The sequence below is a fragment of the Photobacterium sp. TLY01 genome, from assembly GCF_021432065.1.
Taxonomy (GTDB): Bacteria; Pseudomonadota; Gammaproteobacteria; order Enterobacterales; family Vibrionaceae; genus Photobacterium; species Photobacterium halotolerans_A.
Genome location: NZ_CP090364.1, coordinates 1,614,428 through 1,635,587 on the forward strand (window position 1 = coordinate 1,614,428; position 21,160 = coordinate 1,635,587).

Genomic DNA, 21,160 nt, shown 5'->3' on the forward strand with positions numbered 1-21,160 from the left:
ACTTGAGCGACTCAAACGTCGCCTTCCTTATGGGTAATAATCCAGCAGTTATGGATTTGCTTATTGCGGGCAAAATCCATCGGCAGTGTTTCAGAAGAAATGTTCTTCGCCACCAGCCCCAAATCTGCTAACGCCGCTTCATCCATCTTGAAGTGACGTTTATTGTTGGAGAACACAATTTCTCCGCCCTTGCGCAGCATTCGCTTCAGGTTTTCCATCAGCATAATATGGTCACGCTGCACATCAAAACTCTGTTTCATGCGCTTCGAGTTCGAGAAAGTTGGCGGGTCAATGAAGATCAAATCAAAAGTGTCATCCACTTCCTGCAACCATTGCAGGCAGTCCGCCTGAACATATTCATGCTGGCGGCCGACCTGGCCATTCAAGGCCATATTTTCCTGTGCCCAACGCAGATAGGTATTTGACATATCAACCGTTGTTGTGGATTTCGCGCCACCGCAAGCAGCATGTACAGTTGCCGAGCCAGTGTAAGCAAACAGGTTGAGGAAATCTTTGCCTTTAGACATCTCGCCAAGACGACGACGGGTAATTTTATGATCCAGAAACAGCCCTGTGTCGAGATAATCAAACAGGTTCACCTGAAGCTTTACACCGTATTCGTTCACCGTCATATAACGCGACGCATTAGACAGTTTCTGATACTGATTTTTGCCTTTCTGGCGCTCGCGTACCTTCAACACGACTTTGTCGCTGTCAACACCAGTCACCTGAATCGTGGCTCGCATAATATCCATTAAGCGTCGACGGGCCGTTTCCTCAGGGACTGATTTCGGTGCGGCGTACTCCTGAATCACCACATAGTCTGCATACTTATCAATGGCAGCATTGTAATCAGGCAAATCGGCATCGTAGACACGATAGCAATCCAACGCTTCTTTCTTTGCCCATTTATCCAGTTTCGACAGGTTCTTCTTCAGGCGATTGGCAAAATCCGGTGCAACCAGCGTTTCTTCCAGTTTCCCTTCTGTTGCTCCTTCAACTTGCTTCACACCACCGGCAGTGATCTGATATGTCTTGAGTACACAGTCTAATGCACCGTTTCGCAGCTTAAACTGCTTATCGGCCCGCATACGCATACAGCTCAGCAATTCATTTGACGATGAGAAAATAGACGCCACTGATCCGGCAAAGGCCAGCTTGAGCCGGTTACCCAACTCAGTGTAAAGCGCAATCAGCTCAGGTGTGGTGCCCAGGCGTTCACCATAAGGGGGGTTACACAGGATCACACCGGTTTCAAATCCATTCGGACGAACCAGCTGGGTGGCATCACCGTACTCGAAATCAATCAACTCACTCACACCGGCGCGGCCTGCATTGTCTCTGGCCACACTTAACACTCGCCTGTCCATTTCACGGCCAAAGAAACGAGTTGTGACTTTCGCCACGCCCCGGCGAGCTTTCACAGAGGCTTCGGCATGCATCTCTTGCCAGGCATCCTGGTCAAAATCATTTAAGGCTTCAAACCCCCAACGCTTACGTTTCAGACCCGGCGCAATTTCCGCGGCAATCATGGCCGCTTCAATCAATAATGTACCGGAGCCACACATTGGATCTAACAATGGCTTCTCTGGCGTCCAGCCACTTTTCATCACCAAAGCCGCAGCGTGCGTCTCGCGCAATGGAGCTTTACCCGCTTCAGTACGATACCCGCGCTGATGAAGACCGCTCCCCGCCATATCCAAACCAACGACGGCTTTATCATTCGACAAACGCACGTGGATACGTAAATCAGGTCGCTCGCGGTCAATGGTCGGACGCGCCTGATTACCCTTGGTAAAACGGTCGACAATGGCATCCTTCACTTTCATCGCGCCATACTGGCTGTTACGGATTTCACGGTTCGTACCATTGAAATCGACAACAATGCGGGTACGGGAACTGAAATACTGCTCCCAGCTGATCGCCGTCGCGCCGAGATACAGATCTAAATCGTTTCTGACGTTGAATTCGCTTAAGACCTGGACGATACGTGATGCAATTCGAGTCCATAAACAGCAGCGATAGGCCGTATTCTGATCAGCGGCAAAGCGAACGCCGGCATGCACAACTTTCACTTGTGCAGCACCGAGTTGAGTCAGTTCATCGGCCAGAAGATTTTCCAGACCACGGGAAGTAATAGCGAGATATTGATTCATGGGTTTCTTTTCAAACAAATGTTGCCCGCGATTATACCTGAATTCACAGATATGCGCCTGTATCACCGATACTGGCAAATCATTTTTTCTGCACTGTTCGAGTATAAATCAACCGAACCATCGCAGTTTTCCCTCACATGGCTTAGCTTTGCCGATACGATACCAATCCATATTGCTCATCAGTGATACAGACTTTTTTCAGCCATCCTTGCCCAGAAGGTGGTTTCCCACAGGAAACAATCTAACCTTAACAGCTTGAATACAAACAGCTTATAACGTTTGAGTAAGTGCCAACCTCCCTTCAGGATCATTATCCCCGCACAGAAACAATAAATATAAACCCAATTAAATCATAAACTTAAAAGCAAACCCGCCAAGGATACATGTCGTTGCTATCGTCAAATAGTCGTTCAGAAACAGTCAGAGTTGGTAAGTATTTGCTACCCCTGGAGTTATGTATATACAATAATCGCAGGGCGCATAACTCGATTCTTTCCTGAATGGAAAGATGAGAGGCGCGATCATTCCGCCTTTGTAACTGAGTTTCACAAACAGGGAAAACAGGGAAATATCCACTTAGAGAAACGATAATTTGACGGAAATTACTGGTGTTTTTTTGTCCAAAAAAAAGACAAGCAACAATAAAAAAGTCCCTATTTTTACTGATTTTTTGCATCAAGCTGACGTTAACTCACTCAATGTCAGTACAAATATCCCCCAAAATACGCATTGATGGCCATTATCCCCACCGGTAAGCGGGGCATGTCCGGCGTACATAAGAGAAATATCAACCGAGCTTAAAGGCAACAATGCTGAATCATGCCTTTCTGAATAAAGTCGATAAGGAAGATGATACTTAGCCAACAGGCTGTTTCACACACGGACAGAGATGCAGGATAAACAAGCCGTTTCGTAAGTAGGAATGATGAAGAGATTCGTAGAGGTAGCTGCTCATCGCGAACGGCAGCTCAGAGTAGCCAATCTACCCTGCTAATAGCACAGTGAGGTCATTAAATCGGAGAAAACGGAACGCTGGCATCACTTATGACAGTAGATTAAACCAGGCCATGACGCGAAACAGATGAAACGTTAAGGGGAGCTGCAATGATGAGGTAAGCCTGTTTCTGTATGCTTTGCTGAATAAGATATCCAGACAAACAATCAGCCTACCAGCGCCAAACCCAGTTCTGCGTCTAAGTGAATGGCCTGCATTCTGTCATTCATGACTTTGATAATGCCGCAAAATTCGAGCTCCTTCCCTGATGTCAGAACATGTGGCTCAACATCAGCCAGCATGCAGAGACTGGCGCAACCACTGTTTTCAATCACCAGATAGCGGGCTGAGCCAAAATCGGTGTCTAACCCAATAATTTCACCGTTATAAGGTGTATAAGCCCCCTCTTGCTGAGAAAAAAACCAGCTTTTAGGCATCATTGGCTTATGGAAGCGACTGGCAGCGACAGCATTTAAGGCCAGTTCGACCTTACGTGGCGCGGATAAATCCAGCCCGGAAATACTTTCGAGATAGGTTTGGTAGGTGCTTGCATCATCAACCGTAAATTCGCAGCGGCTGAAAGCACAAGCAATCAGATGTTTACTCGGAATTGAAACGCGGAAAACCATCTCTTCGCCCAGGTCGAGCATTAAAGAGTCATTCTTCTGGTCGTAATACCACGTCCACGAATTATTTGGTTTTAACACGATAGGCTCCAATGTCAGTGTCTTAACTGTGATCAAAGCAAGAAAATTAAGTACGTAAAAAGAATTGTACTAACTAAGTGATAAAATAAAAGGGGAAAAAATATGTAAGATCATGGTGTTAGCCTCTGTAATTTTGACAAATTACTCCCTTTCCTGAAGTTGAAACATAAAAACGCCCACTTCTTAGTGGGCGCTAGTCATTGTGATGGCTGTGGATCGGCAAATCCGATCATTGAGTGACGGTGTCACTCATAATCGTAAATCACAGTTCAGCACGATATCTTTCACCAGTTTAGGGCCATGATAGATAAAGCCTGAATATACCTGGACCAAACTGGCACCGGCTAACAGCTTCTCTCTCGCAGCAATGGCTGAGTCAATACCGCCTACCCCGATAATCGGAATTTGGCCTTTTAACTCATGATTGAGCATGCGGATAACTTCTGTGCTTCTGTGCTGCAGCGGACGGCCGCTCAAGCCGCCTGCCTCATCACAATGTGGCATGCCTTGTACCAGGGTGCGGTCCAGAGTCGTGTTCGTTCCGATCACACCGTCAATCTCATTACGGATCAATGAATCGGCAATCTGGATCAGCTCGTGATCTTCAAGATCGGGTGCGATCTTCAGGGTAAGCGGTACATATTTGCCGAATTTCTCGGCCAGTGATTTCTGTCTGCCCTTCAATTGCGTCAGCAAATCATCCAATGCCTCACCGTATTGCAGATTACGCAGCCCGGGCGTATTCGGTGATGAGATATTCACAACGATATAACCCGCATGCTCGTAGACTTTATCCATACAAATCAGATAGTCGTCTACCCCTTTCTCCAGCGGTGTATCTTTGTTTTTACCAATGTTGATACCGATAATGCCGTCAAACGTGGCTTTCTTTACATTTTCGACCAGCTGGTCAACACCTTTATTGTTGAAACCGAACCGGTTGATGATGCCTTCTGCAGGCTTTACCCGAAAAAGTCTCGGTTTGTCATTTCCCGGCTGAGGTTTAGGCGTCACAGTACCGACTTCAACAAATCCGAAGCCCATCGCACCAAAGGCGTCAATGCATTCGCCATTTTTATCCAGGCCGGCGGCCAGACCAACAGGGTTTTTAAACTTGAGTCCCATGACTTCAACAGGACGATCAGGGAGGTTTTGACGGTAAAAAATATCGAGAGGTGTACCGGTGAAGCGAGAAAAGTTCTTAATAGCCAAATCATGCGCTTTTTCAGGATCAAGCTGAAACATGGCCGAACGCGCGAGGCGGTAAATCATTATACCTCCTTAAAAAAAAGCCCCGTATAAACGGGGCTAGATTATTCACTGATTTGGTTTGCAATTCAAATTTAATAGCACCAATTCACGCATTGCAACGGAGAATTTTGCAAATTCATGGGCTGTACCCACCTTGAATTCAGCAAGTACACTTTCCCAACGTTGAATGGCGGAGTGATGATGCTCAATCCACATCTCAATCAGCGTTTCAGGTTTTTCATTGCCCTTGCCTGCTCCGATCACCGCAGAGGTGAGCTGACGTTGCTGCCAGTCCAGATCTTCACGAAAAGAAGCACGAGCCAGTGCCTGCCAGTGGTTTTCAACCGGTTGATTGTGAACCTGCTGCAGGAACCAGTGCAGTGATAACTGTGCGCCAAGCACAAAGTAAACCCGAGCAATAAAACCAACATCTTTGTTCAGCTCTTTCGCACTCTGCGCAATATCCATAGCAGAATACAGGCTGCTCAAACGGGCAATATTGTGTGCAAGCTGTGCCGGCACGCCTTCATTGATCATGCTGTTCGCCTGATCATTATGCTCCTGCACTTCTTCTGCCACCAGATACTGTTCCAGATTGTCACGCAGGTTATTCAGCGTTGGCTGATAGAATGCAATTTGTTCTTCAATGCCCATCTTACGATCGCGGTTACGCAAGAACCAACGTGTAATACGGCGCAGCATACGACGACAACGGTACATCATCTCGTATTGGACATGTGCAGGGACTTTGTTATCCAGTTCGCGGATTTGCTCGAAGAACTGCTCAAAGCCAAACACATCGCGGCCTACTGAATAAGCAGAAGAAATTTCCGCAACAGTCGAACCGGTCTCTTCCTGCAAACGGGTCACAAAGTTACACCCCATCTCGTTAGACATCTGGTTGGCCAGCGAGGTCGCAATCAGCTCTCCTTTCAGAGGGTGATTTTCCATCTGAGTACGATACTTTTCCTGCAATGCTTTCGGGAAGTATGCCGGCAGCAGACGGTTGTGATAAGGATCTTCAGTGATCTCTTCAGTGACCAGTTCTTCTTTCAGTACCATCTTGCCGTAAGCAACCAGGACAGCCAGTTCCGGACGTGTCAGACCAATGCCGTCTTTCTCGCGCTCAGCCAGTGTATCGTCATCAGGAAGATACTCCAGGCCACGATCCAGCTTACCTTCTTTCTCCAGATGATGAATGAAACGGATCTGTTCTTTCAGTAACTGTACGCTCTGATGCTGAGTCACAGAAATCGACTCACTTTGGGTGTACGCATCGTCCAGTACGATATCGCCCACTTCATCTTCCATCTGCTCAAGCAGCAGGTTGCGTTGCTTGTAAGTCAGATCACCCGCAGCCACCAGACCATTGAGCAGGATCTTGATGTTCACTTCGTTATCGGAGCAGTCTACACCGCCCACGTTGTCGATGAAGTCGGTATTGACCCGTCCGCCATTGATCGCAAACTCGACACGGCCCAGCTGAGTCATACCCAGGTTGCCGCCCTCACCAACGATCTTGGCACGCAACTCACCGCCGTTCACACGCAGGCCATCATTAGCACGGTCGCCGACATCTGCATGTGTTTCACTGGCAGCCTTCACATAAGTCCCGATACCGCCGTTCCACAACAGATCCACTTCCATCGTCAGGATCAGTTTGATCACTTCGTTTGGTGTCAGGCTTTGCTTGCGCGTGCCTAGCAGTTTCTGAATTTGTGGCGACAGCTTAATCGACTTGCTGCGACGCGAGAATACACCGCCCCCTTCAGAGATCAGGCTGGCATCGTAATCTTCCCAGCTTGAACGAGGGAGATTAAACAGACGGTTACGCTCTTCCCAGCTGGAGGCTGAATCCGGGTTTGGATCCAGGAAGATGTGCATGTGGTTAAATGCTGCCACCAGGCGCGTATGTTTAGACAACAACATACCGTTACCAAATACATCACCGGCCATGTCACCAACACCAGCACAGGTGAAATCTGTGGTCTGGCAGTCAATGCCCAACTCGCGGAAATGACGCTTAACCGATTCCCAGCCACCTTTCGCCGTGATGCCCATTTTCTTGTGGTCATAACCGTTAGAGCCACCAGAGGCAAAAGCATCACCCAGCCAGAAGTTATAATCCGCTGAGACCGAGTTCGCCAGATCCGAGAAGGTCGCGGTGCCTTTATCGGCAGCAACAACCAGATATGGGTCGTCCTCATCGTGACGAACAACATTGCTTGGATAAACAATCTCGCCTTCAATGATGTTATCCGTGACATCCAGCAGTGCGCGAATGAAGCGTTTGTAACAACGCTGACCTTCAGCCAGGATTTCTTCACGGCTCGTCATCTGCGGCTGACGCTTACAAACGAATCCGCCTTTTGCACCCACAGGGACGATAACAGTGTTCTTCACCTGTTGTGCTTTCACCAGGCCCAGGATTTCGGTACGGAAATCTTCCTGACGGTCTGACCAACGCAAACCACCGCGGGCAACTTTACCCCCACGCAGATGCACACCTTCAATATCTGGCGCGTATACGAAGATCTCAAAGAAAGGTACAGGTGCCGGAATTTCCGAAATTTCTGACGGACGCAGTTTCAGCGACAGCCATGGCTTCGGCAGGCCTTGTTCATCAGTCTGATAGTAGTTCGTACGTTGGGTCGCCAGAATCATTTCCATGTAACGACGGATAATACGATCGTCATCCAGGCTTTCGACTTCTTCCAGCTTCTCATTCATTTTCGCGATCAAAGCTTCTTCAGCTTTCGCGCTGAATTTAGTCGCAGGATCAAAACGAAGCGCGAACAGATCCACAAGATCACGCGCTAAATCAGCGTGATTCGCCAGTGTATCTTCAATATATTGCTGACTGAACGGGAAACCAACCTGGCGCATATAGCGAGCGTAGCTTCGAACAATCGTGATTTCACGGCCGGTCAGCTCTGCACAAAACAGAAGACGGTTAAAGCCATCACTTTCCAGTTCACTGTGCCAGATAGCCGCAAATGCTTCCTGGAAACGATCACGGGCATCGCTGAGATCAATATCGTTGCAACCATTCACCAGCATTGCAAAGTCGAGGATCCAGAATACGGTCCCGTTCGCTGTCACGATCTCGTATGGCGATTCACCGATCACACGCAAGCCAAGGTTTTCCAGCATCGGCATCACATCTGACAGATGGATTGGCTCGTCACGATGATATAGTTTCAGCTTCACAAAGCGTGAATCTGTTGCGACTTCCTGCGGACGGTAGAACAGCATGCCCAGTTTTTTGTCTTCACTCAGGCTTTCCAGCAGTTCAATGTCAGCAACCGCGGAACCAGGCAGCATTTGTTCTTTGTAAGAACGCGGGAAAGCACGCGCGTAGTTTTTCGCCAGAGGGGTGCCCTGATTTTCACCGAAGTTTGAGATCAGTGAATCAATTAAACGATCTTCCCAGGAAGCAGCCGCTTCGACCAGATTACGTTCGATCGCTTTTACATCTACATCAAAGTTGTTGTTATCTACACGCACAATATAATGAGTTCTCGCTAGTGGGCTCTCTGAGAAGAACGTGGTGAAATCCACGTTTTGTTTAGAGCCAAAATACTCTTGGAAAATTTTCTGAGTCTTAATACGCAGTTCGGTGTTATAACGCTCGCGGGTGACATAAACCATGCAAGAGAAGAAGCGACCGAAAGGATCTCGTCGAACAAACAAACGCAGAAGATCACGATCCTGCATTCTGACCACGCCGCTGGCCACATCCTGCATTTCTTTTTCGCTGGCCTGGAACAACTCATCACGCGGATAGGTTTCCAGGATATTATTCATCGCTTTCCAGGAATGGGAGCCCTCTGAATAGCCACTGCTCTTCAGAATACGAACCACTTTGTTGCGGATCAGCGGAATGTTCATCGCTGTCTGATGATAAGCCGTTGCTGCATACAGCCCAGTGAAGCGATGTTCACCAACGACATTGCCATCTTTATCCAGACGTTTAATACCGATGTAATCAATATAGGCTGGACGGTGAATCTTCGACTTACCGTTACTCTTGGTCAGAATCAGTAAGTTGGGTTTTCTTGCTTCAACGCGCGCCGATTCAGGCAGGTCAGACAGCATGAGTGAACGGGCTTTCCCCGGTTTACTCAGCAGGCCCAGACCTTTCTCGTCGCACGGACGTAATTCAAAGTCCCCTTTCACTGGCACCAGATCATATTGGTGGTAGCCCATGAAGGTGAAGTTATGCCGGGTGACCCACTCCAGAAACTCAATCGCTTCCTCACGGTGGCTCTTCTCTACCGGTAAGTTCGCTGATTTGAGTTCTTCTGCAATCTCCAGCATTTTGCTCTGCATGGCTTGCCAGTCATCAACAACCAGCTCAATATCTTGCAGGACTTGCTCAAGTTCGTTTTTCAGAGCATCCATCTCAGCTTTGTCAGAGAGACGGTCAACCTCAATGTGGAATAAGGTTTGCAAATCGCCGGATTCTCCACATGCTTCAATGATCACCCCTTGATCATCACGCTTGAAGAAATACGGACCATTGAACATCAAATGACTGGCAATACCCAGACGGTTTAATGTCATTCGGACTGAGTCGACCAGAAACGGATGATCCGGCGTCACAATTTCCACTACCGTGTGGGTTGACTGCCAGCCGTATCGACTCAATGTCGGGTTATAAACACGAACAGAAATTTGGTCAGGTTTGTTTTGCACCAGATGGTGCCAGAGGCTCAGTACGGCACCATACAAATCAGATTCATTCCGTTGAAGCAGATCATCATCTGCCAGTTGTCCTAACAATCGCTGAGCAAACACTTCGACTAATGACTGCTGAGGGGATTCTATCTTGTCCTGGATTAAGCCATACACTTTTTCAAGCAGTACCGGCACTATTGTGTCAGGTGCGGTCATAGCAGATGCTCCATCGTTATTACTTTTATCAATCTAGTATAGGGTTTTATAACGACGCCCTGAGTTCAGCGCTAAAAAACTTCTCTCTGGCGAGGTATTGTTGACTCGAAAGCTATTGTAGGGGGTTTTGTTGCCAAATGGTTACGTTAATTACTCTGGTTTTTGAAGAAAAAATCGAATATGTGACTAAGGTAGATGTTTTGACTTGATACCCGCCGGCAGACAAAAATTCCAATGCGATAACTTGCTGTTACACGCACTTTTTGGTCTAACCATCTAAAAATATAAACTTTTTTCTAGCCGCGAAACGAATCAAAATCCCAGGCAGGTGAATATGAAATACTTTATTCGCAACAGATAAAAAAACCAGTTTCGCATAATTATGTAGGATATTTGTTAATTTCCGACTAAAGACAGGTTTTAAGCGATTTTCTCCAACTTTTCAAAGCGGTTTTCCGCGCTGACGACAACCCGAAAACGCCCTTTTATACCCAACTGACTGAGGAAAGGCCGGAGTCTGACGGCCGGGAGCTGCAGCCTGAGTCCCTCGTCGGTATGAACCAGCACTGAGCTGGCAGCACCTGAGTAATGCTGCAGATAGATGTGATAGGGAATGTTGACTGAAAAGGTGTATCTCTTCATGCAAACAAGCCTGCTTGATCGAATAAAATGGGTCGAATAAAAAAGAAAGGCTCCCGGAGGAGCCTTCTGATTAAAACAGACCTGCCTTATTGTTCAAGTGCTTTTTCCACTTTCTCAAACAAATCTCTCGCCAGATTGTCCAAACCGGCCAGTTTCTCCAGCTCGGCACGCATCAACGCCTGGCGTTCCTCATCATACAGGCGGTACTTGAGGAAAGGCTCAATCAGGCGCGAGGCCAGTTGCGGGTTTGACGTATTCAAGGCTGTCAGTATCTCAGTCAGGAAACGATAGCCACTGCCGTCTTTCGCATGGAATCTAACCGGGTTATTGGCGCAAAAACTTGCGACCAGGCTGCGCGTACGATTCGGGTTCTTCAAACTAAACGCTGGATGTTGCATCGTCTCACGCACATTATCCAGAGCGTTTGCCGCCGGATTCTTGCCCTGAAGAATAAACCATTTGTCCATGACCAAGCCGTCATGCGTCCATTTGTCACTGAAATCTGCCATCTGCAATTCACGGCAGGCCAGCTGTGCTTCATTCGCCGCCGACATAGCAGCCATCGTATCTGTCATATTGTCAGCCGTTTCATACTGGGCTGACACCAGTTTTTCACCCTGCGCTGTCAATGCCAGATAAGCAAGGCAGCGATTACGTAACGCACGCTTGGCGATTGCGTCATGCTCAATGCTATAGCTGGTTTGTTTCAATGAATGATAAACGGCGGTCAGTTCATCTTCCAATTCTGTTGCAAGAAGCGTTTCAAGCTGTCCGAGCACAGCATGGATTGCATCAACATCAACCAGGTCATACCAACCGGCCACTTCATTCTCACTGGGCAGCGTCAGCATTTCAGCAATAAAGGCAGGATCGAGTTTTTCGTCCAGTAACGCTCCGCGGAATGCATCCACCACGGTTTCAGGGAAAACCACCTCTTCCCCTGTTTGTACTGCGGCCACATTACTGCGAATGTACTTCGCCAGCAGCATCTGACCAGCGTCCCAGCGTGCAAACTCATTACGGGCATGGGTCATCAGGAAGACCAGCTCCTGGTCACTGTAATCGTACTCCAGCACAACCGGCGCCGAGAATTCACGTAACATGGAAATCACAGGCTGCTCATGGACCTGATCAAATTCAAAGGTCTGCTCAGACTCAGTGACGTTCAGTACATGATGAATCTTTTCACCGTTACGCTGTAACTCAATCACCTGACCTTTGCTGTCATAAAGTTCAATATCAAACGGAATATGCAGTGGCTGTTTGTCTGCTTGTCCGGCTGTGGGTGCCGTATGCTGCTGAACCGTGACAAGGTAACGTTTGGCATCTGCATCATACTCGGTGCTGACTTTGACCAGCGGTGTACCTGACTGGCTGTACCATAAACGGAACTGGCTCAGGTCAACACCCGAAGCCTCTTCCATTGCCAGCACAAAGTCGTCACATGTCGCAGCTGTTCCGTCATGACGCTCGACATACAGTTTCATACCGGCCTGGAAACCCGCTTCACCCAGCAGCGTATGCATCATCCGAATCACTTCACTGCCCTTTTCATACACAGTCAAGGTATAGAAGTTGTTCATTTCGATGACTTTCTCAGGACGGATCGGATGCGACATCGGACCGCGGTCTTCGGCAAATTGTGGTCCACGCATCACGCGAACGTTGTTGATCCGGTTAACCGGGCGGGAACCCAGATCCGATGAAAACTCCTGATCCCGAAATACCGTCAACCCTTCTTTCAGGCTCAGCTGGAACCAGTCCCGGCATGTAATGCGGTTACCGGTCCAATTGTGGAAGTACTCATGGCCAATCACAGCTTCAATACCCAGATAATCCGTGTCTGTTGCTGTTGCCGGATTTGCCAGCACATATTTAGAGTTAAAGATGTTCAGGCCTTTGTTTTCCATCGCGCCCATGTTGAAGAAATCAACCGCAACGACCATATAAATATCCAGGTCATATTCCAGGCCAAAGCGCTCTTCGTCCCACTTCATCGAATTGATGAGCGATTGCATGGCGTGCTCAGCACGATCCAGATTGCCTTTGTCGACAAAGATTTCCAGCGCCACGTCACGACCACTGACGGTTTTATAATTATCCCGCAACACATCGAAGTCACCGGCCACCAAGGCGAACAGATAACAAGGCTTCGGATACGGATCCTGCCACTGAACCCAATGACGGCCATTGTCCAGCTCACCACTTGCCACTTTGTTACCATTACTCAGCAAATACGGATATTTCGCTTTATCTGCGAGCACTTTGGTGGTGAAGCGAGCCAGCACATCCGGGCGGTCCTGATAAAACGTAATGCGACGAAAACCTTCCGCTTCACATTGTGTGCAGAAGCCGCCACCAGATTTATACAAACCCTCAAGCGCGGTATTGGCTTCCGGATTAATCTCTGTTTCTATAGTGAGTTCAAAGGCTTCAGGCAATTGACGAATCAGCAGACCTTCTGCCGTTTCTTCATAATGTGGCCAGCTTTCACCATTGATTTCCAACCGACGCAAAACCAGATCATCACCGTCTAATTCAAGTGATGTTACCCCCTGAGTTTGTTGCTTCACTTGACTGACAGCAACAACACGGGTCGCCGTGTCTTGCAGATCAAACACCAGATCAATATCGGTAATCGTAAAATCCGGCGCAGTGTAATCAGCACGGTACTTCGCTGTCGGTTGAGCAACATTCGGTTGATCGGCCATAAAGTCCTTCCTTCATCATCCATATGGGCAGTTGCCACAAAACAATGAACAGGCTTCGATCATTCAATCGATGAAACATTGTTTGCGGAACTGAAAAATTAGCATACCCCAACTTCAGGTTATGATAGCGGGTATGGTGCAGGTAAAGTCAGCGTGAAGCATGTGCCATAAACACACCGTTCCAGGTAAGACAAGAATTCTTGAAATCGCATCAACTATACTTGATGTGAATACGTATAATTGGTCGCTAATTATCTTTACACTGTGTTAAGACAAAATGTTAGCAGATAGCACTTGAGGTGAAAATCTTATCTTTCTCTATTGTTACCTGTGTCGCGTCGCGCAACAATGACACCGACGGACAACCTCCTCTACCCCAATATATTGATTTTAGCCTCTTTAACAGGAATGAAGCTGTAATATGAACCAAACGATGCAACCTTGGATCATCGATTCACTGCTTGATACCGATGCGTATAAACTCCACATGCAGCAAGCGATTTTTCACCTCTACCCGGATGTGACCGCTGCCGCCGAGTTTCGTTGCCGCAGTGGCGAAGATCTCAGGCCTTACCTGGCTGAAATCAAAAGACAAATTGCTCATCTGGGTGAATTGCGTTTTACCCCAGAAGAAATTGACTACTTAGCCACACTGCCATTTTTCCAGCACGACTATCTGGCCTATTTAAGCCAGTTTCGCCTTGATCCCGCGCAGGTCATCATCGATCAAAACGATGAACAGCTCACTATACGCATAGAAGGTAAATGGCTGGATATCATCTTGTGGGAAGTTCCCCTGCTTGCCATTATCTGCGAAACACGCTGTCGTCATCGCTATCCTGATGCCTCACCTGAAGAGGCGATTGAGCAACTCAAACACAAACTGTCTCGTTTTCACGTGCTGGCTGCCGATACGGACATCAGCGAATTTTCTCTGGTCGATTTCGGCACCCGGCGCCGATTTTCTAAAGCCGTGCACTATGCCGTTGTCGATCACCTGAAAGCGCATTTCCCTCAGTTCAGTGGTACATCAAACTACCACCTGGCCCGAACTCGACACTTAACCCCTTTTGGCACCCAGGCCCATGAATGGTTCCAGGCGCATCAACAACTGGCCGGCGAACTGGCTGACTCCCAGCAGTTAGCACTCAACCGCTGGCTTCAGGAATACCCGGATTCATTAGGTATCGCCCTGACCGACTGTATCAACATGGAGGCATTTTTGCGGGATTTCGATCTGCGTCTTTCGAATCGCTTCAGTGGTCTTCGTCATGACAGTGGTGACCCGATAGCTTGGGGGGAAAAAGCCATTGCGCACTATCAATCGCTGGGGATTGATCCGAAAAGCAAAACATTGGTGTTTTCCGACAGCCTGACGCTAGAGCGCGCACTGGCAATCTATCAGCACTTCTTTCAGCGTATCCAAATTAGCTTTGGTATCGGGACGAATATGACGTGCGACTTACCCAATGTCGATACCTTAAACATCGTCCTGAAACTGACCGAATGTGAAGGCCGCCCGGTGGCCAAAATTTCAGATGAACCCGGCAAAAGTATCTGTCAGGATGAAGCCTATCTGGATCAACTCCGTGCAGCCTTCAAGCTGGCCAATGACTGAGCTGCATGCAAGTATTACGCAGACAAAAAGAGAGGCGAAAGCCTCTCTTTTTATGACAATGACGCGTAACAAGGTAACATTTAAAAGATAGATAAGGTGTTATTGACGCTGCATCACAGCTTCCATACCAAACTGTTTATTTGTCAGGGTTAAGGTATTGTCTCCGCCCAGCTTAAAGTGACTGTCGTGCTGGCCATCTTCGTAAATCAGCACAATCCTGTCATCTTCCAGGTAGTAGATGCCTTTGTGCTCTTTACGCTTTCCGTCTTTTCCAATCACCTGTGCGGAGAATAAAAAATCCGGACGCAGCGATAGCTTCAGCTCTGTCACGCTGTTGTCTACATCCTTACCGCCTATCGCAGAAGAACGCCATTGACCCGGTAAATTTTCAGGTGCCAGTTTGGTAAATCGCGCACCATCTAAAAGAAACTGGTTATAACTCAACACATATTCATGTTGCTGGGAGGGCTGGTTGGCAGAATTCATGGTAAGCGTCGTTTCATCAATGTCATAATTTCCGCCCCACTCATCGATCAGTCCATCAGTACGAAGCAGGCGTACTTTAAAATGATAAGACGAATTGAACTTAATATTCATGGCGCGATAGTTGACCCCCTCACTCTCTACGCCTTCGTCAGTCGTACTGAACCAATACCAGTCTCCTAACAGCAGTGGGTAGTCAAATTCAGTCAGCTCATCGGCTGCTGCAGTATTGCTCCATGTAAAAACACTGAGAACAAATGATAAAAGAACGGCTCGCAGCATGATAGTACCCCTAAGAAGTATCAGCCCCTTCTATCAAATTAGCCCTCATTGACATGTCTCGCGCGCGAATCTGATACTTGTCATAAGTATTCAACAGCTTGTTTCAACTATGAGACACGGCCAGACATCAACATCAGCCTTGTTCAGAGCGTAACTAACACACTGTTATAAAAAAGAAAAACGGCGCAGAAAGCGCCGTTTTTTGTATGGTCATTCAATCTGAATCACTTTAGCTTTGCTCTTCCCGAACTAAATCGGCCGTGATTGCGACAGCTTCATCCAGATAAGCATCAGGCGCTTCATAATCTTTAGGCACGTCTTTCAATGCAATGAAAGGCTTCTCACCTAAAGCTTTCTGGCGTGCGTTCAAGCGCTCCAAGCGCTCTTTCTCATCCAGATCCTGCTCAGACCGACGCTTACTCTCGTTCAGAGACAAGGCATTTTTATCTTTCTCTGCGTTGTACTTGGCTATATCATCGAAAATAAAGCCAAACTCCATATCGTTCTTGATACGTTGCTCGTGTTGAGCGCGTAACGAAGGCAATAGCGGAGAGAAGTCATACAGTTTCTGGTAACCTGCAGGCTTAATGCTATCCCACGGCAGCGCATTATCTTCTACACTTTCACCCGTATCCGCGGGATCAATGGCAGTCGGGAAACTGATATCCGGTACAACCCCCAGATTCTGCGTACTGCCGCCATTAATGCGGTAAAACTTCTGAATCGTGTACTGTACGTGACCTAGCGGTTTATCGAAGAGATCATAGATATGATTCAGAGAACGGTGCTGCTGGACTGTCCCCTTACCAAATGACTGTTCACCGATAATAACGGCACGACCGTAGTCTTGCATTGCTGCAGCAAAAATCTCAGACGCAGAGGCACTGTAACGGTTAATCAGCACAGTTAACGGGCTGTCAAAGTAAACGCGATCATCAGAATCACCATTCACTTTCACACGACCATAGCTATCACGCACCTGAACCACTGGGCCACTGTTGATGAACAAACCGGTTAATGCCGTTGCTTCCGTTAATGCACCACCACCGTTATTGCGCAAGTCAATCACAATACCGTCAACCTGTTGCTGGTTTAATTTCGCCAGCTCTTTCTTGGTATCCTCGGAAAGACCGACATAGAAACTCGGGATTTCAAGGACACCAATTTTACGGCCTTGATAGGTTTCTACCGATGACTTGGCTGCCCTGTCTTCAAGGCGGATCTTATCCCGGACTATAGTGACACTGTAACTCTTGGCATTCGCACCTTCTGGTAGAATCTCCAGACGGACCTTACTGCCTTTTGGCCCTTTGATCAGCTGAACAACATCATCCAGTCGCCAGCCAACCACATCAACCATATCCTTACCATCCTGAGCAACACCGATAATACGGTCTCCTGCAGACAGTTTTTTAGAATTGGATGCCGGGCCACCAGCCACTAAAGAACGAATCACAGTGAATTCATCATCCACCTGAAGCACAGCACCAATCCCTTCCAGAGACAGGTTCATCTCTGACTGGAACTGTTCAGCACTGCGAGGAGAGAGATAACTGGTATGCGGGTCTACTTCACGCGCGAACGCATTCATATAGAGCTGAAATACATCTTCGCTGTGGCTTTGGGTCAGGCGCTTCAACGCGTTGTTATAGCGTTTACTTAGCGTTTCCTGGATGTCTTTCCAGTCTTTACCGGCCAGTTTCAGGTTCAGCTCATCCGATTTGACACGCTCGCGCCAAATTTCATTCAGCTCTGCCCTGTCCTTCGGCCATGGCATTTCTGAACGATCGACCACGATGTCTTCATTGACATTGAAAGACATCGGTTTGTCCAACAAGGTCAACGCATACTGGTAACGATCAAAACGGCGCTTCAATACCGTATTAAAGATATCGTAAGCGGCTGTTGTTTCACCTCTTTTTAACTGGTCGTCAAGCTGATATTTCCACTGTTCGAACTGTCTGATATCAGATTGTGTGAGGAAGCTTTTATTGAAGTCCAGCATTTCCAGATAGCGATCGAAAATGTTGGCAGAAAATTGATCATCAAGTGAGAACTGGCGATAGTGAGAACGGGTAAACCGTGAGGCTACACGCTTACTGGCGGTCGCATGCTGTTTTTCCGGGGTCAAAACAGGCAATTCACTTTGTGTATGTGTGGCTTCCAAGGCCTGGGCTGATGCTGCCAGCATGATACCGGCAGCAATCAGTGAGAAACGGAATCGACATTTCATACGTCGAGCATTCTCCTTTATGAACGCAGGTGCTCCGCTTTCACAACCATGGTCAGGCCATTAGTCAGACGGACACGCACATCGTCCTTATTAATTTCTACAATGGTTGCCGGCATGTTGCCATTGCCCATATTGACACTGACATCTTTACCCACTGTCACTTCATCAGAAGATAAAGCACGTGTTGTTTCTACCGGCTTCTTATCTAGCTTAGACGTTTTTGGCTTAACGTTTCTAGGTTTAGATGATTTTTCCCGAACTTTCTTTGGCTTAGCATCACCTTCAGCGGCCGCTTTCGCCGCTGCCTGCTCTTTACGACGGGCGCGTACTTTCGCTTTGCTTTCTTCTAACGCCTTTTGCGCGTGATCGACATGTTCCTGTTCTAACACACCACACTCATTGCCATCAAGGTCAATACGGCTAGCGCCTGCTTTAACACCATGAAGATAACGCCAAGAAGAAGTGTACTGACGAAGTGCGGCTCGCAGCTGAGTTTTACTGACTTTCGGATCATCACTCAGTCGTTCAGCGAGGTCTTGGAAGATACCAATTTTTAATGGCTTAGCTTCACCTTCAACAGTAAAACAATTCGGGAATTGCTCTGCAATATAGGCAATCACTTCTTTACTGTTCGTTAACTTTTCAGAGTTTTCCATGGACTTTCCTGACAAAGCGAGAGTACCTCGCTGTTAGTGCTTTTAAATAAAACCAATAAGTGCGGGCTATTATAATTACCTGATGTTGAAAAACCACCGAAAGCATGCAATTAGAGCTTAATTTGTAGTTCCTCAATGAGTGAAACCAGCCCGTTTTCGTCTTCCTGGTCAAATCTTGACAGACTTGGGCTATCAATATCCAGCACACCGTACAACTTACCTTTCACTGAGAATGGAATCACGATCTCAGAATTGCTGGCAGCGTCACAGGCAATATGGCCCTCAAACTGATGAACATCACTGACACGCTGAACTTTGTTTTCTGAGATTGCAGTGCCGCAAACACCACGACCGACAGGGATGCGCACGCAGGCAGGTTTACCCTGAAATGGCCCTAAAACCAGTTGGTCATCTTTCAGCAGGTAAAAACCAACCCAGTTAATATCCTCTAACTCCATGTTCAGTAAAGCACTAATATTAGAAATATTAGCAATTACATCGGGTTCACCGTCAACGATTGCCACAGCCTGTTGGGTTAAACGGCGGTAGAATGCAGATTTATTTTCCATGGCTTACTCCATATATAGCCGTTAAAATGCCACCTTTGCATCGTAATAGGAATCGTTATCACTGTGAAAGGCTCAACGAATCAAATGATTAACTGGTCATGGTTGATAAAGCAAGCAAAACATCACAAAAAAAGACTGATTGCTGCCAATATCATCGCCCTGATTGCCACGCTGGTCAGCGTCCCGATTCCACTGCTGATGCCGCTGATGGTCGACGAGATTTTGCTTGACCAGCCCGGAAAAGGAATCGCCTTATTAAACCACTTATTGCCGTCCGATTGGCAACAACCGGCGGCCTACATCATTCTTGTTCTCCTGCTGGTCGTCGTGATGCGCGCAGCCAGCCAAGCTTTGAATATCTTACAAAGCCGCCAGTTCACCTTAGTTGCCAAAGAGATCACCTACCAGATGCGCAGGCATCTGATTGATAAACTGGGCCGAATCAGCATGCGTCAGTATGAAGAGCGCGGCAGCGGTGGTATTACCTCTCATCTGGTTACCGATGTTGAAACCATCGATAAATTTGTGGGCGACACGCTAAGCCGTTTTCTGATTGGTACACTGACTGTGCTCGGGACAGCCGTGGTACTGCTGTGGCTGAACTGGGAGCTGGGGCTGTTCATTTTGCTGGTCAATCCCGTTGTGATTTATGCATCACGGAAAATGGGAAACAGAGTCAAGCACCTGAAGCGCAAAGAGAACCAAGCGTTTGAAAAATTCCAGCAGCGGCTGGTTGAAACACTGGATGGTATTTACCAGCTCAGAGCCGCAAACCGTGAACGCGATTTTCTGAAAAATCTGAAAGAACATGCAGATGGTATCCGTGACAATGCCGACAAATATGCCTGGCAGTCGGAAGCCGCCGGGCGGATATCCTTTCTTTTATTTTTGATTGGATTCGAACTCTTCCGTGCCGGAGCCATGCTCATGGTACTGTTCAGCGATTTGACCATTGGCCAGATGTTCGCGGTATTTGGTTATCTGTGGTTTATGCTGGGCCCGGTTCAGGAACTGCTGGGTATTCAATTTGCCTGGTACGGTGCTTCGGCCGCTATGCAGCGTCTGAACCAGCTGATTGCACTGGAAGAAGAGGTTCGTCCTCAGGCCAAAGTGGATCCCTTCTCCGGCCATAAACAGATTGCCATTGAGATCAATCATCTGGACTTTGCCTATGACGAAGATAAAAAAGTTCTGAATGGTCTGAATCTCTCATTACCTGCAGGAAAACGTGTTGCATTAGTGGGCGCATCCGGTGGCGGAAAATCCACGCTGATCCAACTGCTCCTTGGCATCTATCAAAAAGACAGTGGCGATATACTGATCAATGGTCATCCGGTTGAAGACGTCAGTTATGAAGCACTCAGGGAAAGGATGGCCGTTGTTTTGCAACAACCCGTGCTGTTCAATGATACGCTTCGCCATAATCTGTCATTGGGCGCTGAGTACAACGACGAACAACTCTGGCAGGCGCTGGAAATTGCACAGCTCTCCGATGTTACGCAACGGCTGAGTGACGGGCTGGACACCCAGATTGGTCGTCAGGGTATTCGTCTTTCCGGAGGGCAGCGGCAACGGCTCGCGATTGCCAGGATGATTCTGACCAATCCGGATTTCGTCATTCTGGATGAGGCAACCTCAGCTCTGGATACAGCCACAGAAGCTGCGTTGCATACTGCGTTGAACCATTTCCTGGCCGATCGGACAACCCTGATCGTGGCGCACAGGCTCTCTGCGGTGAAGCAGGCTGATCTTATTTATGTACTCGAAGATGGTCAGGTCAGCCAGACGGGCACACACACTGAGCTGGTGAATACAACAGGCCTGTATCAGACCCTGTATGGCACAGCGCAATCCAGCGATGCTGAACATCACATAAACAATCAGAACCTGACAGTAGCCAGGCTCAATTCAAAATAATATAGTGATGCCAGTTCAACAGGTTAACGGCTCCAGATAGGATGG

General features: G+C 47.8%; 12 protein-coding genes. 2 read left to right on the plus strand and 10 right to left on the minus strand.

Features of this window, described 5'->3' with window-relative positions; genetic code table 11:
• Positions 1 to 11: 11 nt before the first annotated feature.
• The 6 genes from rlmKL to pepN form a co-directional block, all read right to left on the minus strand.
• Entirely contained in the window at positions 12 to 2,156 is a 2,145-nt protein-coding gene (rlmKL, locus tag LN341_RS07830) for a bifunctional 23S rRNA (guanine(2069)-N(7))-methyltransferase RlmK/23S rRNA (guanine(2445)-N(2))-methyltransferase RlmL (protein WP_234204720.1), read from the minus strand.
• Between the two features lie 1,161 nt (positions 2,157 to 3,317).
• Positions 3,318 to 3,857, minus strand: coding sequence for a cell division protein ZapC (locus LN341_RS07835; RefSeq protein WP_234204722.1), 540 nt, complete (start codon positions 3,855 to 3,857; stop codon positions 3,318 to 3,320).
• Between the two features lie 249 nt (positions 3,858 to 4,106).
• Positions 4,107 to 5,129 carry a quinone-dependent dihydroorotate dehydrogenase gene (gene pyrD / locus LN341_RS07840; RefSeq protein ID WP_234204723.1) on the minus strand — a complete coding sequence of 341 codons (1,023 nt, stop codon included), beginning with the start codon at positions 5,127 to 5,129 and terminating at the stop codon, positions 4,107 to 4,109.
• Between the two features lie 45 nt (positions 5,130 to 5,174).
• Positions 5,175 to 10,004 (minus strand): NAD-glutamate dehydrogenase, encoded by a 4,830-nt coding sequence (locus LN341_RS07845; protein ID WP_234204725.1) that lies wholly within the window; start codon positions 10,002 to 10,004, stop codon positions 5,175 to 5,177.
• A 420-nt stretch (positions 10,005 to 10,424) separates the two neighbouring features.
• The gene (locus tag LN341_RS07850) at positions 10,425 to 10,646 is read right to left on the minus strand and encodes a DUF2835 domain-containing protein (protein ID WP_046221900.1); all 222 of its coding nucleotides are present in this window, start codon (positions 10,644 to 10,646) and stop codon (positions 10,425 to 10,427) included.
• 86 nt (positions 10,647 to 10,732) lie between these two features.
• Positions 10,733 to 13,357, minus strand: a complete 2,625-nt coding sequence (gene pepN, locus LN341_RS07855; RefSeq protein WP_234204727.1) for an aminopeptidase N — start codon at positions 13,355 to 13,357, stop codon at positions 10,733 to 10,735.
• A 421-nt stretch (positions 13,358 to 13,778) separates the two neighbouring features.
• Here pepN and pncB point away from each other — a divergent pair, with 421 nt between their 5' ends.
• Positions 13,779 to 14,975, plus strand: a complete 1,197-nt coding sequence (gene pncB, locus LN341_RS07860; protein WP_370643717.1) for a nicotinate phosphoribosyltransferase — start codon at positions 13,779 to 13,781, stop codon at positions 14,973 to 14,975.
• 99 nt (positions 14,976 to 15,074) lie between these two features.
• Here the strand turns inward: pncB and LN341_RS07865 are convergent, their stop codons facing one another.
• The 4 genes from LN341_RS07865 to LN341_RS07880 all read right to left on the minus strand — a co-directional run bounded on the left by LN341_RS07865 (position 15,075) and on the right by LN341_RS07880 (position 19,198).
• Positions 15,075 to 15,740 (minus strand): lipocalin family protein, encoded by a 666-nt coding sequence (locus LN341_RS07865; protein ID WP_046221897.1) that lies wholly within the window; start codon positions 15,738 to 15,740, stop codon positions 15,075 to 15,077.
• 229 nt (positions 15,741 to 15,969) lie between these two features.
• On the minus strand, positions 15,970 to 17,973 hold the full coding sequence (gene prc, locus LN341_RS07870) for a carboxy terminal-processing peptidase (protein ID WP_046221220.1): 2,004 nt from the start codon (positions 17,971 to 17,973) through the stop codon (positions 15,970 to 15,972).
• Positions 17,974 to 17,990: 17 nt separating this feature from the next.
• Positions 17,991 to 18,629, minus strand: coding sequence for an RNA chaperone ProQ (gene proQ / locus LN341_RS07875; protein ID WP_046221221.1), 639 nt, complete (start codon positions 18,627 to 18,629; stop codon positions 17,991 to 17,993).
• A gap of 110 nt (positions 18,630 to 18,739) precedes the next feature.
• Positions 18,740 to 19,198, minus strand: coding sequence for a GAF domain-containing protein (locus LN341_RS07880; protein ID WP_234204729.1), 459 nt, complete (start codon positions 19,196 to 19,198; stop codon positions 18,740 to 18,742).
• Between the two features lie 84 nt (positions 19,199 to 19,282).
• Here LN341_RS07880 and LN341_RS07885 point away from each other — a divergent pair, with 84 nt between their 5' ends.
• On the plus strand, positions 19,283 to 21,115 hold the full coding sequence (locus tag LN341_RS07885; protein ID WP_046221223.1) for an ABC transporter ATP-binding protein: 1,833 nt from the start codon (positions 19,283 to 19,285) through the stop codon (positions 21,113 to 21,115).
• The last annotated feature ends 45 nt before the right edge of the window (positions 21,116 to 21,160 follow it).